This window comes from Tsukamurella sp. USMM236 (assembly GCF_037148755.1).
In the GTDB taxonomy this organism is placed as follows: domain Bacteria; phylum Actinomycetota; class Actinomycetes; order Mycobacteriales; family Mycobacteriaceae; genus Tsukamurella.
The window spans coordinates 195,475-210,562 of the sequence record NZ_JBBCSS010000002.1 but is presented as its reverse complement, the minus strand read 5'-3'; the positions used below and the strand labels follow the sequence as shown (position 1 = coordinate 210,562).

Genomic DNA, 15,088 nt, shown 5'->3' with positions numbered 1-15,088 from the left:
ACCACGAGAGGGAAGTCGATGACCCACGCCCGGACGCGGTTCGCCGCAGTGCTCCTCGCGATGCTGCTCGCCGTCGCGTCGTGCGCGTCGGACAAGCCCACCCCGGTGATCTCGCAGGAGCCCGCGCCGCCCGCGCCCGCGGCGCTGCCCGCGGACTGGAACGAGTCGACGGTCCAGGTGCCCGTGAGCGCGGGCGCCGCCGTCTACGTCTCGCCGCGCAATCCGCAGCGACTGCGCGCCGCGCTGATCCTCGCCGGGTCGGACCGGGCCGGGCAGATCGCCGCGCGCGAGCTCTCGGTGATGCTCGCCCAGCACGGCGTGGCCTCGCTGCGGTTCGAGGGCGCACCGTCGGACGTCCCGGACTACGCGGCCCAGCTGGACCGCGCGGGGAAGGGCCTCACGGCGCTCGCCGAGCGGTCCGGCCTGGGCGACGACCGGCTGCTGGCCGTCGGGCACGGTGCGTCGGCGGCCCTGACGCTCGCGCTGGGCACCGGCGCCACCGGACGCGCTGCCGTGCCGATGGCCCTCATCGAGCCCGTGCTGACCGGCCTGCCCGCGGGGACGCCCGACGTACTGCGCACCGCGATGACCCTGCCGCCGCAGAAGCACAACATCGTCACCTGCTCGGACGCGGACGTCGCGGTCGACTGCTCCGCCACGCAGGACCTCGCCGACGTGATGACCGGCACCCACGCGAACTACGTGCGGCTGCGCGGCGTGAGCCACGCCCTGCAGGAGGACGCCTCCCGCGATCCGGCGCGCTACGGAAGCGACCTGCCCTTCTCCGCCACGCTGTTCCGCTCGCTCGGCTCGTGGGTGACGATGCAGTGACCCGGGCTCGGCGGGGAGCACCCGCGCTGGCGGCGGGCGCCGCGGTGGCGTGGTCCAACGCGGCGCTGCCGCGCCTCGCGGACCGGTTCGGCTGGAACCGGGACGCCCGCTCGGCGGCGACGCTCGCCTTCTGCGCCGCGGACGCCGCCCTCGCCCGGTCGCACGTCCCGACGGCGGCCGGCGTCGTCGCCGGGGGAGCGCTCGCCGGGGCGGGTCTGGCCCTCGTCCGGCCCGTGCGGCGGGAGGCACCGTCGAACCGGGCGAAGTGGGTCCTCGTGGACATCCCGCTGGGCACCGCGCTGCCGGAGGAACTGCTCTTCCGCGGGTCGCTGACGCCGGCGCTGGAGGCCGCCTACGGCCGACGGGCGGGCGCCGTGGCGGGGCCGCTGACGTTCGGTTTGTGGCACGTCGGCGCCGCGCACAGCGCTCACGACCCCGTCCTTCCGACAATCGGCGTCACCGCGGGCTTCGGGGCCCTGATGGACGCCCTCGCGCGACGAACCGGCAGGTGGTGGCCCTGCTTCGTGGTCCATTGGATGCTGAACGCGAGCGGTGTGATCCTCAGCTCAGGTTCAGGGATTTCTTCACCTGAGGCCCTGGACCCGTAGAATCGTGCGCAAAGCTTGATACCGCAGGAGGAACAACGATGACTGACCGGAACCTCGGTCCCACCGGCGTCGACCGGCGCGGCTTCGCACGCCTGGGCGCGGGCGCCGCAGCGGCGATCGTCGCCGCGACGGCCTCCGCGGCCGTCGCGGGCGCAGCGCCCACCACCCCGTCGCGCCCGACCACCCCGCGCCCGGCCACGCCGCGGCCCACCGGCCCGTCCACGCCCTCGGGCGCCACCGAGACGAGCACGACCGTCGCGGCCTCGCCGGAGCCTCCCGTCGCGACCAAGACCGGCTGGGTCGCCCTCGCGGACGACAACACCAAGCAGATCACCGTGTGGCACGACGGCGAGGTCGTCAAGACCATGCCGACGTCCTTCGGCACCAACAAGCACCCCACGCCGAACGGCACGTACTACACCATGGAGAAGAAGCGCGACATGTACATGGACTCGTCCACGTACGGCGTGCCGGTCGACTCGCCGGAGGGCTACCGCACCTACGTCGAGTACGCCACGCGCATGTCCTGGAGCGGCATCTTCGTGCACGCCGCCCCGTGGTCGGTGAACCAGCAGGGCGTCTCCAACGTGAGCCACGGCTGCCTCAACGTGAGCACGGCCAACGGCAAGTACTTCTACGACAACTTCCCGATCGGCTCGCCGATCGTGGTGCGCAACACCGTCGGCGGCACCTACGTGCAGGGCTCGTAGGCCCCTTCCCGGAGGGCCTCCCGGCCCGCACACGACGAATGAACCCGCCCCCTCTGGAGGGGGCGGGTTCTCTCGGTTCCGGGTCAGGCGATCAGACGCCGGCCTTCGACGCCGCCGCGACGGTGCCGAACTTCAGCTCGGGGGCGTCGACGCGCGAGCGCTGGTAGTCCAGCGAGTCCAGCACGAAGTTGTGCCGGATCATCCACGGCTGCTCCGTGGCGGCCTTGGGCATCGCGTCGGGCGACCGCTGCACGTAGCCCGAGCTCAGGTCGAGCGCGGGGTGCTCGGTCAGCACCTTGCCGCCGACCTGCGGCTCGACGTGCGTGTAGCCCTTGACCACCATGTGGTTGAGCAGGCGCGCGATGCCGCGGGCCGAGATGTCGGCGCGCAGCGTCCACGAGTTGTTGGTGTAGCCGATGATGAACGCGAAGTTCGGCACGCCCTCGAGCATGTAGCCGTTGTACGCGAACTTGTCGTTGGGCTTGATCGGGGCGCCGTCGACGTTGACCTCGACGCCGCCGAAGGCCAGCAGCTGCAGGCCGGTCGCGGTGATCACGATGTCGGCCTGGAGCTCGCGGCCCGAGGTCAGGCGGATGCCCTTCTCGGTGAAGGTCTCGATGGTGTCGGTGACCACCTCGGCCTTGCCGTCCTTGATCGTCTTGAACAGGTCGCCGTTCGGGACGACGCAGAGGCGCTGGTCCCAGGGCTCGTACTTCGGCTTGAAGTGGACGTCCACGTCGTAGCCCTCGGGCAGCATGGCCTGGTTGAGCTTGCGCAGGAACTTGCGCGAGGTCTTCGGGAACGACCGTGCGAGGACGTACTGGCCGACGTTGATCACGGCGTTCACGTTGCGCGTGATGTTGTGCGAGACGGTCGCCGGGAGCACCTTCGCGCCGAACATCGTCAGCGGGTCGGCGTTGGGGACCGGCAGCACGTACGTGGGGGAGCGCTGCAGCATGGTGATGTGCTCGACGTCGTCGGCCATCGACGGGATCAGGGTGATGGCGGTGGCGCCGGACCCGATGACCACGACCTTCTTGTCCTTGTAGTCGAGGTCCTCGGGCCAGTGCTGCGGGTGCACGATCTGGCCCTGGAACCGGTCCACGCCGGGGAAGGGCGGCTCGTAGCCCGCCTCGTAGTTGTAGTAGCCGGTGCACGCCACGAGGAAGCGCGACTGGTACACGACCTGCTCGCCGTCGCGCTCCGCCGTGACGGACCACAGGTCGGTACGCGAGTCGAAGTCGACGGTGCCGACCTTGGTGTTGAAGCTGATGTTCTTGGTGATGCCGAACTTCGCGGCGGCCTCTTCGATGTAGGCCTTGATCTCCGGGCCGCTGGCGAGGCGGTTGGTGCCCTTCCACGGGAGGAAGGGGTAGCTGAGGCTGAAGATGTCGGAATCGGAGCGGATACCGGGGTACTTGAACAGGTCCCAGGTGCCGCCCATCTCGGCGCGCTGCTCGAGAACGGCGTAGCTGAAGTGCGGGACCTCGTTCGACACGCGGTAGGCGGTGTCGATGCCGGCGAGACCGGCGCCCACGATGAGCACGTCCTTGTAGATCGCCTCGGGATTGGCCACGGGAGTCTCCTCGTCGAAGTGGTGACGGTCCCGGCGGTGGCTGCCTACTGAGACCAATTCAATAACGTTCCCGCCATGCTACAACGCGGTAGCTTGCGGGTCTACGTCTATCACCCCGGCGTCACCCGACGACGAGGTTCTCCCCGTCGCGGCGCACGGGGACCGAGGCCAGCGCCGTTTTCGCGGGCCCGCCCTCGACCGCGCCCGTGCCGCCGTTGAACTTGCTCCCGTGCGCCGGGCACTGCAGGGACAGGCCGTCCTGCGCCGCCACGGTCACGCCCTGATGGGTGCACGCGGCGTCGAAGGCGACGAACGCTCCGTCGGTGGGCTGGGCGACCACGTAGGGCTTCGCGCCCGCGATCACCACGGCGCTCCCGACGGGCACCTGGGCAACGGGGATCCGGGCGCCGCCGCCCGGCGCCGTGCCGCCGCCGGAGGTGCCGTTCGACGAGGTGTCGTTCGCTGGAGTGGAGCCCGACGAGGAGTCGTCGGTCTTCGAGGTCGTTCCACAGGCCACCGCGACGGGCAGGATCGCGATACCGGGAAGGGCCGCGAGCACCGCGCGCCGCGTGGGGCAGAAGGTTGGCTGAGTTGTCTGCATCACAGGGTCCACTCTGCCAGCATTGATGCGTGCTCACCGAGATCGCGGGAATTCCGAGTCATCCGCTGTTGGTCCATGCCGCGGTGGTCCTGTTGCCACTCGCCGCGCTGGCCCTCGTCGTCGCCGCGTGGTGGCCCTCGGCCCGCGCCCGGTTGGGCGTCGGATTGCCCGTGTTGGCGCTGGTCGCGGCGCTGGCGTGCTACCTCGCGAAGGAGTCGGGGGAGAAGCTGGAGCAGCGCCCGTCGATGGAGGGGATGCGCGAGCAGATCGCGGGCCACGAGACCCAGGGGACGGCCACGTTCCTGTGGTCGCTGGCGTTGCTCGTCGTCGCGGTCCTGGTGTGGGCCGGGTCCAGCCCGGCGGTCGCCTCCCGCGCCTCCGGGGCGACGGTGCTGTCCGGTCGCGCGGGGTCCGTCGTGTTGGGCGTGCTGTCGACGGTCGCCGCCGCCGCGTGCATCTGGGGCGTGATCGCCGCCGGGCACTCCGGCGCGACGATGGTGTGGTCCGGACTCTGAGTCGCCCGGCCTCGGCCCGACGGGTCCGAGCTACGCCGGTCCGGTCTGCGTCGCGTGGGCCTGCGTGAGGAACTGGTAGCCGGCCGCGTTCGCGGTGATCCCGGCGCGCTCGTCCTCGGACAGCTCGCGCCGCACCTTGGCGGGCACCCCCGCGACCATCGAGCCGGGCGGCACCTCCATCCCCTGGGGGACCAGCGCGTTGGCGGCGATCAGGCTGCCGGCGCCGATCACCGCGCCGTTGAGCACGACCGCGCCCATCCCGATGAGCACGTCGTCGCCGACGGTGCAGCCGTGCACCACGGCGTTGTGTCCGATGGACACCCGCTCGCCGACGGTCAGCGGGAAGCCCGGGTCGGCGTGCATCGCCACGCCGTCCTGGACGTTGCTGTTCTCGCCGATGACGATGGGCGTCGTGTCGCCGCGGACCACGGCGCTGTAGAACACCCCGACGCCCGGCCCGAGCTCCACGTCGCCCACGACGGTGGCGGTCTCGGCCACCCACGCCGTCTCGGCGATGCGGGGCGTCTTGTCTGCGAACCGAGCGATCACTCGCGGCCTCCTCAGGCGATTCCAGTGGTGCCGAGGAGCTTACCCACGGCGTAGGTGACGGCCATCGCGATGAGGCCGCCGATCACGACGCGAGCCGTCGCGCGCCGGACGTCCGCGTCGCCCAGCCGCGCGGAGACGTAGCCGGTGAGCGCGAGCCCCACCAGCACCGAGAGCACGATGGCCAGGATCCGCTGCCCCTCGATGAGCGAGGCCAGGATCGGGATGCTCGCGCCCACGCTGAACGAGACGGCCGAGGACAACGCAGCCGCGACCGGACTGGTCAGGTTCTCCTCGTCGATGCCGAGCTCGGCGTCGAGGTGCGCCTGCAGCGGGTCGTTCGCGGTGAGCTCCTCGGCGACCAGGCGCGCCGTCGTGGGGGAGAGCCCCTTCTGCCGGTAGATCTGCTCCAGCTCGGCGAACTCGTCGTCTGGCATCTCCTTGAGCTCGGCCTTCTCCTTGGCGATGAGCGCGACCTCGGTGTCGCGCTGCGTGCTCACCGAGACGTACTCGCCGAGCGCCATCGACACCGCGCCCGCGGTGAGGCCCGCGATGCCCGCGGTGAGGATCGCCGAGGACTCGCCGGTGGCCGCGGCCACGCCGATCACGATGCCCGCCGTCGAGATCAGCCCGTCGTTCGCGCCGAGCACGCCCGCCCGCAGCCAGTTGAGACGGTCCCCGATCGCGGCGTGGTGCGGCTCGAATTCGTGTGTGCCTTCACCGATCTGCTCAGCCATGGGAAGGAGTCTAGGTACGTTCGTGGCATGACTGCAGCGCAGATAGGACTTCCCCGTCGGCTCGCGGTCGGAGGGGGCGCACTCGCCGACTCCGGCCGCCTGGTCCGGGACCTCGGCTTCTCCCGACCGGTGGTCGTGACGGACGCCTTCCTCTCCGCGCAGGGCACGGTCGCTCGGCTGGTCGCGGCCCTGACCGACGCGGGCTGCGAGGTCTCCGTCTTCGACCGCACGGTGCCCGACCCGACCACCGATTCGCTCGCGCCCGGCCTCGCCGTTGTCCGCGAGCACGGCGCGGACTGCGTCATCGGTCTCGGCGGCGGCAGCCCGCTGGACACGGCGAAGGCCCTCGCGGTGCTCGCCGCGGGCGGCGGCACGATGCGGGACTACAAGGCCCCGACGGTCACCGTCGGGCCCGCGCTCCCGGTGATCGCGATCCCGACGACGGCCGGCAGCGGCAGCGAGGCCACGCAGTTCAGCATCATCACCGACAGCGCGAGCGACGAGAAGATGCTCTGCCCGGGACCGGCGTTCCTCCCGGTCGCGGCGATCGTCGACTACGAGCTCACCCTGTCGATGCCCGCGCGGCTGACGGCGGACACCGGCGTGGACGCCCTCACCCACGCGATCGAGGCGTACGTCAGCCGCAAGGCGAATCCGTTCGCCGACGGCTTCGCCCTCACCGCGATCTCGACGATCTCCGCCAACATCCGCGCCGTCTACGCCGACGGTGCCGACCGCCCGGCCCGCGAGGCGATGATGCTCGCCGCCACGCAGGCCGGCGTCGCCTTCTCGAACAGCTCGGTCGCGCTCGTGCACGGCATGAGCCGGCCGATCGGCGCGCATTTCCATGTGGCGCACGGACTGTCGAACGCGATGCTGCTGCCCGCGGTGATGCGCTTCTCCGTCGGCGCGGCGCCGGCCCGCTACGCGGACTGCGCCCGGGCGTACGGGCTGGCGGGCGACTCCGACGAGGCCCTCGCACAGGCGCTCGTCGGCGCGATCGAGCAGCTCTGCGCCGACCTGGCGGTGCCCACGCCGCGCGCGTACGGCATCGACAAGGCGCGGTGGGACGAGCTGGCCCCGCTCATGGCGGAGCAGGCCCTGGCGTCGGGCTCACCCGGCAACAACCCGCGCGTTCCCGACGCCGCCGAGATCGTCGCCTTGTACGACGAGGTCTACGGCTAGGCGGCGGTCTCCGCCGCGACGCTCGCGGCCTGCTCGGTCACGTCGGGCTCGGAGACCTCGGCCGCCGGGGTCTCCGACGCTGCGACCTCGGTGGACGGGGCCTCGGGCGCGGGGGTCTCGGCCGGCGGGTCCGAGGGGGTCGACGGGACCGAGCCACCGGTGACCGGCTCCGGCGTCGCGACCGGCTCGGTCGGGGGAGTCGACGGTGCGGGCACCACGGCCGTCGCCTGCTCCGTCGGCGCCACCGGCTCAGCCGCGGGCGTCGTCTTCTGCTCGCTGCTCGCGACCAGCTCGGCGACGGTCACCCCGTCGGGCCGGTCGGTGCCGTGCCGTGCGGGCGGCGCGGTCCGCTCGGCCGGCGAGGAGACCGGAAGTCCGGGAATCAGGCCCGAGTCGCCGGGCTCGGGCACCGGGATCAGGGCGTTCAGGAGCTGGTCGAACTCCTTCGGCACGGCGATGCCGTTGCGGCGCAACATCCAGCCCCACGGATTCTCGCCCGTGTCGATCGACACCCAGGTCGTGTTGTCCTCGGTCCACGTCCGTTTGACGGTGCCGTTCGCGTAGGTCTCGACGGTCACGATGTTGCCGTTGCGGGTCTCGGTGCGGGTGCCGACGGGCGTCTCCGGGGTCGACCCCGGCGTGAAGGCCTCGCCGGTGATCGGCGAGTAGCGGCCGATGTTCTCCGCGGTGTAGACGGTGCCGTGCATCAGGAAGCCCGGCGGGAAGTAGAACGCGGCGACAAGGGGATTGACACCCATCCCGCAGCCGAAGTCGCCCTTGACGCAGATGCTGACCACCGTCGCGCCGGACGCGCCGTCGTTGCGAACGGGTCCGTTGTGGAGACCGGGGATGCCCGCGGGAATCAGGTTCCACGCGCCGGACCGGATGAAGCTCGGGCTGCCCTGCTCGATGACGGTGATTCCCGCGGACCCGCCCGACGGCTGCGGGTGATCCCTGCCGTACCGCAGCACCGCGAGGCCGACGACGTCGGCGCCCTGCGAGATCGTGTAGATCACGACCTCCTCGTTCGGGTCCTGCTTCGCCGCCGTGATCGCGTCGACGGTGGCCGCCGCGCCGATGTCGTTCGACTGCGCGTAGGTGTGCTTGCCGTCGCTGCTGAGGGCGAAGCCGGGGAAGCCGATGCCGAAGACGGCGGGGTGCTGGACGAAGACCGGCGCGGGGCCGGTGTAGTCGCGGCCGATCCGGGCCCACTGGTCCTTGCCGGTCGGATCGCTGGCCCCGCCGACGACGATGATCGTCTTGGCCGCGACCTGCGCGAGGAAGTCCGCGCCGCCGCCGGTGAGAGCGAGCACGCCCGCGAGTCCTGTTCCCGCCGCTGCGAGCGCGATCGGCCGGGGCTTGCGGAGGGCATGCCTCGCTGTCATCAGTTGCTCGCTTTCTCGAAGCAATGACGTGGGTCGTCGGTGCGCTGCTGATTGTGCCCGAAAATCGTTCCGGTGGAATGATTTCGTCGGATCTCACGGGAGGGAGACAGCGGCCCCGCCGTCCAGCGCGACAGCCGCCGCCCGCTGATCGCGGGCGACGGCCGTGGCGACGCCGCTGTCGGCTATGCCAGGAGCTTCTCCATGCGGGCGATCTCCGCCTGCTGGCCACTCTTGATCTGCTCGGCGAGCTTCCGGTTCTCCGGGTTGACGCCCTTCGCGAGCTCGGTGTCGGCCATGGTGATGGCGCCCCGGTGGTGCGCGATCATCATCGTGAGCCATTCGCGGTCGAACTCGGCGCCGCGCAGGGTGCCGAGCTTCTCCATCTGCGCGGGCGTCATCATCCCGTCCATGGCGTGCTCCATGGTGGCGCTGGGGGCGGGCTTGCCCCACTGCGCGAGCAGGCGGGTGAAGGCGTCCATCTCGGGCTGCTGAGCGCCCTGGACCTCGGCGGCGAGCTCGACGACCTCCGGGCGTGCCCCCTTGCCCTCGACGAGCTTGGCCATCTCGACGGCCTGGGCATGGTGCGGGTACATCATCGTGGCGAAGTCGACGTCGGCGTCGTTGAACTGCGCGGTGACCGCACTGCTCGACGGGGCCGACGAGCCCATGCTGTGGCCGGCGTGGTCGGCCGCGCCGGTGGCGGCGGTGCTCGACGGGGCGGTATCGGTCGACGCGCCGGTGGTGCACGCGCCGATCAGGGACGCGCCGACGGCGACGGCGGACAGCATGGTGGCGATACGGATACGTGAAACGGTCATCGTTGTTCCCTCTACGGGTCTCGGAGTGTTCTGATGGGTCGGCTCAGCGCGCCGCGGCCGGGGCGGCCGCGCGCGGGCGTCGATCAGACTCGGAGAACGCAGAGTTGGGCGAGGTCGAAGACCGTCCAGGACGGCGGACCCCGCGCGACGGCGGCGTGATCCGCCGGGGTGGTGCGGGCGGCACCGTCGGCGAGGGGGAGGACCGCGACGAGCGGTGGCGCGCCGACGGTCTTGTGCACGACGACGGTGCCGGCGCAGTCGTGCGACTCGTGGTCGTGGACCGCATCGACGGTCTGCTTCTGCACCGAGGTGCCGTGATCGGCCCGGTCCATCGTGGTGCGCTCAGTCGCGGAATCGCGGGGCGCGCCGTGGTGCGTCGTCGACGCGGACGCCGCGGGCATCGACATGGGAGGCATGCCGAGATGCATCAGGAGGACGGCGAGCGCGAGGAGCACGGCCGTGGTGGCCGCCGTCCATCCGCTCCGCATCGTCCGCACGCCCGAATGATACCCCAGTGGGGTATTGATCAGCGCTCCCGGAGTCGGACCTCGGCGAGGAGCTCGCGGGCGGCGGCGCGGGCGGCCGACGCATCGCCGGCGGCCACGGCGTCGATGACCGCGATGTGCGCGCACTCGTACGAGGTGGCGAAGCCGACGGGGAACTCCTGGAGGTGCTCCTGCAGGACGGGCACCAGCGAGTCGTAGAACTCGAGGTAGATCGTGTTGTGACTGGCGGCGACCACGCCGCGGTGCATCGCGAGATCCGCCGCGATGGCCTCCCGCTCGGCGCCGGATGCGACCTGCTCGGGTGCCCAGAGCCGGTTCCGGGCCTCGAGGAGGCGGCGCAGCTCGGCGACGTCGTCGTCGTCGCGGCGCTCCGCGGCGAGCCCGGCGGCGGTCACCTCGAGCGCCTCGCGAAGCTCGAGCAGGTCGGTGTCGCGCGCGGCGGAGAAGTAGTCACCCAGCGTGGAGGTGGCGCAGGCGGAGAGCACGTACGTGCCCGACCCCTGGCGCCGCTCCAACATGCCGGCGTGCACGAGCGCCTGCACCGCCTCGCGAACGGTGTTGCGCGCCGTGCCGGTGAGCTCGCGGAGCTCGGTCTCCGTGGGTATGCGCCCGCCCACGGGCCATCGCCCGCTGGCGATCTCGCCGCGGAGCTGTTCTGTGACCTGCGCTATCAAGGTCTGCCTGCGTACCGGTTGCATCACAGTCATCCTATCCGGACGGAAACCGTCTTGCCGTCATACATCCATTCATCCTATGATTTGTGTCGACCGTAAGGAGGGCGAATGACCAGCATCGCGACCGAGCCGCAGGAGGCCGACCAGACCATGGTGCGATCCGTGAAGCAGGGGCGGCTGCTCGTACTGCTCGCGATCGTGCTGTTCGCGCTGACGCTGCGGACCGCGGTCACATCGCTCACGCCGCTGCTCACGCGGATCAGCGAGGACCTCCACTTCGGCGCGACGATCATCGGCGTCTTCGGCATGCTGCCCACCGCGATGTTCGCCGCGGCGGGCATCGTGACGCCGTTCCTAACGAGCCGGATCGGCCTCGAGCGCACGACACTGGTGGCCGTCGTCGCGACCGCGATCGGCATCGGCGTGCGCTCCCTGATGGGCGGCACGCTCGGCCTGCTGGCGTTCTCGTGCCTCGCGCTGATCGGCATGGGCATCGGCAACGTCGTGCTGCCGCCCCTGGTCAAGCGCTACTTCTCGGACAACGTCGCCGTGCTCAGCACCGCGTACCTCACCTGCGTCCAGCTCGGCACGATGGTGCCCGCGCTCACCGCGGTCCCGGTCGCGGACGCCTACGGCTGGCGCGTCTCGCTCGCGATCTGGGCGATCATCCCGATCGCCGCGTTCCTGCCCTGGCTCGGCATCGTCCTGGCCCGGCGCGGCCACGACGTGGAGGACGTGACCGGGGAGGCACCGTCGGAGCCGACGGGCCGGATCTGGCGCTCCCCGCTGGCCTGGGGCGCGGCCGCGATGTTCGGCATGACCTCGCTGAACACCTACGCGATGTTCACCTGGATCCCGACGATCCTCTCGGACTCCGGCGGCAGTGCCGCGCTCGGCGGCAACATGGTCGCGCTGTTCTCCGGCGTCGGCTTCCTGGCGACGCTGATCGTGCCCGGCCTCTGCACCCGGATGGTGAACCCGTTCCCGCTGGTGATCGTGTTCCTCGGCTGCTTCGTCGTGGGCTTCCTGGGCCTGCTGTTCGCGCCGATGACCCTGACCTGGGTCTGGGTGATCGCGCTGGGGCTCGGCCCGACGACCTTCCCGATGGCGCTGACGCTGGTCAACCTGCGCACCCGCACGGGCGCCGGATCGGCCGCACTGTCCGGCTTCATGCAGGGCGTGGGCTACCTCGCGGCGTGCGCCGGCCCGCTCGGCTTCGGCCTGCTGCACGAGGCGACGCACGGCTGGACCGCGCCGTTCATGATGCTGTTCGCCTGCCTCGTGGTGCTCGGCCTCGGCGCCTACCAGGCGTGCAAGCCGCGCATGCTCGAGGACACCTGGAACTGATTTAGAACTTGCTGCTCCAGTAGTCCCAGAACTGCACCGCGATCAGCGTGAGCACGACGATGTACCAGAGCAGCACCAGGGCGGCGAGCCCCTGCTTGACCTGCTGGGTGGCCTTCGGGCCGAGCGCGGCGGCCACGGCGGTCGCGAGCACGATGGGCATGATCGTCCAGACGAGCATGCACCACAGGCACAGCGCGTGGATCACAAACAGGCTCGAGTAGATCAGGAAGATCACCAGAGCGACGCCGGCGGCGGCGCCGATCGCGAGCCCGGTCCAGAACCACCGGGGGAGTTCGACGCCGCCCGCGGCGAGCACGCCTGCGACGATCACCACCGAGAACGCCGCGATGCCGATCAGCGGGTTGGGGAAGCCGAACACCGATCCCTGCCAGGACTGCATCACCGAGCCGCACGAGATCGTCGGGTCGAAGCTGCATCCGGGGACGAAGTTCGGGTCCTCGAGCAGCTTGATCTTGTCGATGGTCAGCATCGCCGAGGCCAACAGCCCCAGCACGCCGGTCACGAGCAGCAGGATTCCGGTGGTACGACGGTTCTCGGTGGCCGGTGCGGCAGTCTCGATGGTGGACACGCCAGCGATCGTATGCGAACGCGCTGTGGACTCGCTGTCAGCGGACCGCCGACGGGGACGTCAGCCCCCGATGTACGTGGCCAGATGCTCTCCCGTCAGGGACGAACGTCCCGCCACCAGGTCCGACGGGGTCCCCTCGAAGACGACCCGGCCACCGTCGTGCCCGGCACCCGGGCCGATGTCGATGATCCAGTCGCCGTGGGCCATCACTGCCTGATGATGCTCGATCACGATGACCGACTTGCCCCCGTCGACGAGGCGGTCGAGCAGGCCGAGGAGTTGTTCGACGTCGGCGAGATGGAGGCCCGTGGTGGGCTCGTCGAGGACGAGGACGCCGCCCTTGTCGCCCATGTGCGTCGCGAGCTTGAGCCGCTGGCGCTCGCCGCCCGACAGCGTGGTGAGCGGCTGTCCGAGCCCGACGTAGCCCAGCCCCACGTCGTCGAGGTGGCCGAGGATCTTGTGCGCGGCCGGGATCTTCGCCTCGCCGGTGCCGAAGAACTCGAGCGCCTCGGCGACGGGCATGCTGAGCACCTCGCTGATGTTCTTCCCGCCGAAGTGGTACTCGAGCACGGCGGCCTGGAACCGTCGCCCCTCGCACTCCTCACAGGTGGTGGAGACGCCGGCCATGATGCCGAGGTCGGTGTAGATGACGCCCGCGCCGTTGCAGGCGGGGCAGGCACCCTCGGAATTGGCGCTGAACAGGGCCGGCTTGACACCGTTGGCCTTGGCGAAGGCCTTGCGGATGTGGTCCAGCAGGCCGGTGTACGTGGCGGGGTTGCTACGCCGGCTGCCCTTGATCGGGGTCTGGTCGACGGTGACGACGCCCTCCCGCGGGCTGATCGAGCCGTGGATGAGCGAGCTCTTGCCCGAGCCCGCGACGCCGGTGACCACGACGAGCACGCCGAGCGGCACGTCGACGTCGACCTCCTGCAGGTTGTGCTCGGTCACGCCGCGCACCTCGAGCACGCCCGACGGTGACCGCACGCCGTCCTTGAGGCGGGCCCGGTCGTCGAGGTGCCGCCCGGTGAGCGTGTCAGCGGCGCGCAGGCCGTCGACGGTGCCCTCGAAGACGATCTCGCCGCCCGCGGTGCCGGCCCTCGGACCGAGGTCGACGACGTGGTCGGCGATCGCGATGGCCTCGGGCTTGTGCTCGACGACGAGGACGGTGTTGCCCTTGTCGCGCAGGCGCAGCAGCAGGCCGTTCATGCGCGCGATGTCGTGCGGGTGCAGGCCGATGGTGGGCTCGTCGAAGACGTAGGTGATGTCGGTGAGCGAGCTGTTGAGGTGCCGGATCATCTTGGTGCGCTGGGCCTCGCCACCCGAGAGCGTCCCCGCGGGGCGGTCCAGGGACAGGTAGCCGAGGCCGATCTCGACGAAGGAGTCGAGGGTCTGCTGGAGGTTCTCGATCAGCGGCGCCACCGATGGATCATCGACGGTGCGGATCCACTCGGCGAGTTCGTTGATCTGCATCGCGCAGCAGTCGGCGATGGACGTGCCGCCGATCTTCGAGGACCGCGCGAGCTCCGAGAGCCGGGTGCCGTCGCACTCGGGACAGGTGCTGAACGCGACGGCGCGCTCGACGAAAGCGCGGATGTGCGGCTGCATCGCCTCGACGTCCTTCGACAGGAACGACTTCTGGATCTTGGGGATGATGCCCTCGTACGTGAGGTTGATCCCCTCGACCTTGATCTTGGTCGGCTCCTTGTAGAGCAGGTCGTTCAGTTCGCGCTTGGTGTACTTCGCGATGGGCTTGGCGGTGTCGAAGAAGCCGCTGCCGCGGTAGATGCGGCCCTGCCAACCGTCCATGCTGTAGCCGGGAATGGTGAACGGGCCGTCGTCGAGGGACTTGCTGTCGTCGTAGAGGGCGGTGAGGTCGATGTCCGTGACGCTGCCCCGGCCCTCGCACCGCGGACACATGCCGCCCGTGATGCTGAAGCTGACCTTCTCCTTGACCTCGCGGCCGCCCTTGTCGTGCTTGACGGCGCCGGCGCCGCTGACCGAGGCGACGTTGAAGGAGTAGGCCTGCGGGGAGCCGATGTGCGGGTCGCCGAGCCGGCTGAACAGGATCCGCAGCATGGCGTTGGCATCGGTGGCGGTGCCCACCGTGGAGCGCGGGTCGGAGCCCATGCGCTCCTGTCCGACGATGATCGCGGTGGTCAGGCCGTCGAGGACGTCGACGTCGGGCCGCGCGAGCGTCGGCATGAACCCCTGCACGAAAGCGCTGTAGGTCTCGTTGATCAGCCGCTGCGACTCCGCGGCGATGGTGCTGAAGACGAGTGAGCTCTTGCCGGATCCGGAGACGCCCGTGAACACCGTCAGCCGGCGCTTGGGGAGTTCGATGCTGACGTCCTTGAGATTGTTCTCGCGCGCCCCGTGGACGCGGATCCTCTCGTGGCTGTCGGCGGCGTGCGGGACGGACTGCGGCATGGACGCTCCTGATGACCTCGTACGGCAACCGCA

Annotated in this window: 16 protein-coding genes; 6 read left to right on the top strand and 10 right to left on the bottom strand. The window is 70.7% G+C overall.

What is annotated here, in order from left to right; genetic code table 11:
• Positions 1-18 precede the first annotated feature (18 nt).
• Genes WFK95_RS06835 through WFK95_RS06825 form a run of 3 tightly spaced genes read left to right on the top strand, consistent with a single transcriptional unit; the run spans position 19 to position 2,149 of the window.
• Positions 19-831: a hypothetical protein gene (locus WFK95_RS06835; protein ID WP_336670253.1), complete on the top strand. Its 813-nt coding sequence runs from the start codon at positions 19-21 to the stop codon at positions 829-831.
• Positions 813-1,439: a CPBP family intramembrane glutamic endopeptidase gene (locus WFK95_RS06830; RefSeq protein ID WP_224647110.1), complete on the top strand. Its 627-nt coding sequence runs from the start codon at positions 813-815 to the stop codon at positions 1,437-1,439. Before WFK95_RS06835 ends, WFK95_RS06830 begins: the two co-directional genes overlap by 19 nt.
• Before the next feature lie 38 nt (positions 1,440-1,477).
• Entirely contained in the window at positions 1,478-2,149 is a 672-nt protein-coding gene (locus tag WFK95_RS06825) for a L,D-transpeptidase (protein ID WP_224647108.1), read from the top strand.
• A 91-nt stretch (positions 2,150-2,240) separates the two neighbouring features.
• Here WFK95_RS06825 and WFK95_RS06820 read toward each other — a convergent pair whose 3' ends face one another.
• Positions 2,241-3,725 carry a flavin-containing monooxygenase gene (locus tag WFK95_RS06820; protein ID WP_336670252.1) on the bottom strand — a complete coding sequence of 495 codons (1,485 nt, stop codon included), beginning with the start codon at positions 3,723-3,725 and terminating at the stop codon, positions 2,241-2,243.
• A 121-nt stretch (positions 3,726-3,846) separates the two neighbouring features.
• The gene (locus WFK95_RS06815; protein WP_224647189.1) at positions 3,847-4,326 is read right to left on the bottom strand and encodes a Rieske (2Fe-2S) protein; all 480 of its coding nucleotides are present in this window, start codon (positions 4,324-4,326) and stop codon (positions 3,847-3,849) included.
• 29 nt (positions 4,327-4,355) lie between these two features.
• Between WFK95_RS06815 and WFK95_RS06810 the strand changes: the two genes are divergently transcribed.
• The gene (locus WFK95_RS06810) at positions 4,356-4,841 is read left to right on the top strand and encodes a DUF2231 domain-containing protein (protein ID WP_224647104.1); all 486 of its coding nucleotides are present in this window, start codon (positions 4,356-4,358) and stop codon (positions 4,839-4,841) included.
• A gap of 30 nt (positions 4,842-4,871) precedes the next feature.
• Here the strand turns inward: WFK95_RS06810 and WFK95_RS06805 are convergent, their stop codons facing one another.
• Together WFK95_RS06805 and WFK95_RS06800 are read right to left on the bottom strand one after the other, a co-directional pair.
• Positions 4,872-5,390, bottom strand: coding sequence for a gamma carbonic anhydrase family protein (locus WFK95_RS06805; RefSeq protein WP_224647102.1), 519 nt, complete (start codon positions 5,388-5,390; stop codon positions 4,872-4,874).
• 11 nt (positions 5,391-5,401) lie between these two features.
• A complete protein-coding gene (locus WFK95_RS06800; protein WP_336670251.1) occupies positions 5,402-6,124 on the bottom strand; it encodes a VIT1/CCC1 transporter family protein in 723 nt (240 codons plus the stop codon).
• Between the two features lie 27 nt (positions 6,125-6,151).
• Here WFK95_RS06800 and WFK95_RS06795 point away from each other — a divergent pair, with 27 nt between their 5' ends.
• Entirely contained in the window at positions 6,152-7,309 is a 1,158-nt protein-coding gene (locus WFK95_RS06795) for an iron-containing alcohol dehydrogenase (RefSeq protein ID WP_336670250.1), read from the top strand.
• On the opposite strand, the gene WFK95_RS06790 is transcribed toward WFK95_RS06795, so the two are convergent.
• The 4 genes from WFK95_RS06790 to WFK95_RS06775 form a co-directional block, all read right to left on the bottom strand.
• On the bottom strand, positions 7,306-8,694 hold the full coding sequence (locus tag WFK95_RS06790) for a hypothetical protein (protein ID WP_336670249.1): 1,389 nt from the start codon (positions 8,692-8,694) through the stop codon (positions 7,306-7,308). The two genes, WFK95_RS06795 and WFK95_RS06790, sit on opposite strands and share 4 nt — an antisense overlap.
• Before the next feature lie 182 nt (positions 8,695-8,876).
• Entirely contained in the window at positions 8,877-9,512 is a 636-nt protein-coding gene (locus WFK95_RS06785; protein WP_336670248.1) for a DUF305 domain-containing protein, read from the bottom strand.
• 83 nt (positions 9,513-9,595) lie between these two features.
• Positions 9,596-10,009 carry a DUF6153 family protein gene (locus tag WFK95_RS06780; RefSeq protein ID WP_336670246.1) on the bottom strand — a complete coding sequence of 138 codons (414 nt, stop codon included), beginning with the start codon at positions 10,007-10,009 and terminating at the stop codon, positions 9,596-9,598.
• Between the two features lie 29 nt (positions 10,010-10,038).
• The gene (locus WFK95_RS06775) at positions 10,039-10,716 is read right to left on the bottom strand and encodes a FadR/GntR family transcriptional regulator (protein ID WP_336670245.1); all 678 of its coding nucleotides are present in this window, start codon (positions 10,714-10,716) and stop codon (positions 10,039-10,041) included.
• A gap of 84 nt (positions 10,717-10,800) precedes the next feature.
• Here WFK95_RS06775 and WFK95_RS06770 point away from each other — a divergent pair, with 84 nt between their 5' ends.
• Complete coding sequence (locus WFK95_RS06770) at positions 10,801-12,039, top strand: MFS transporter (RefSeq protein WP_224647094.1); 1,239 nt, start codon at positions 10,801-10,803, stop codon at positions 12,037-12,039.
• Position 12,040: 1 nt separating this feature from the next.
• Here WFK95_RS06770 and WFK95_RS06765 read toward each other — a convergent pair whose 3' ends face one another.
• Together WFK95_RS06765 and WFK95_RS06760 are read right to left on the bottom strand one after the other, a co-directional pair.
• Positions 12,041-12,628, bottom strand: a complete 588-nt coding sequence (locus WFK95_RS06765; RefSeq protein ID WP_224647092.1) for a vitamin K epoxide reductase family protein — start codon at positions 12,626-12,628, stop codon at positions 12,041-12,043.
• A gap of 60 nt (positions 12,629-12,688) precedes the next feature.
• On the bottom strand, positions 12,689-15,055 hold the full coding sequence (locus WFK95_RS06760; protein ID WP_336670244.1) for an excinuclease ABC subunit UvrA: 2,367 nt from the start codon (positions 15,053-15,055) through the stop codon (positions 12,689-12,691).
• Positions 15,056-15,088 lie beyond the last annotated feature (33 nt).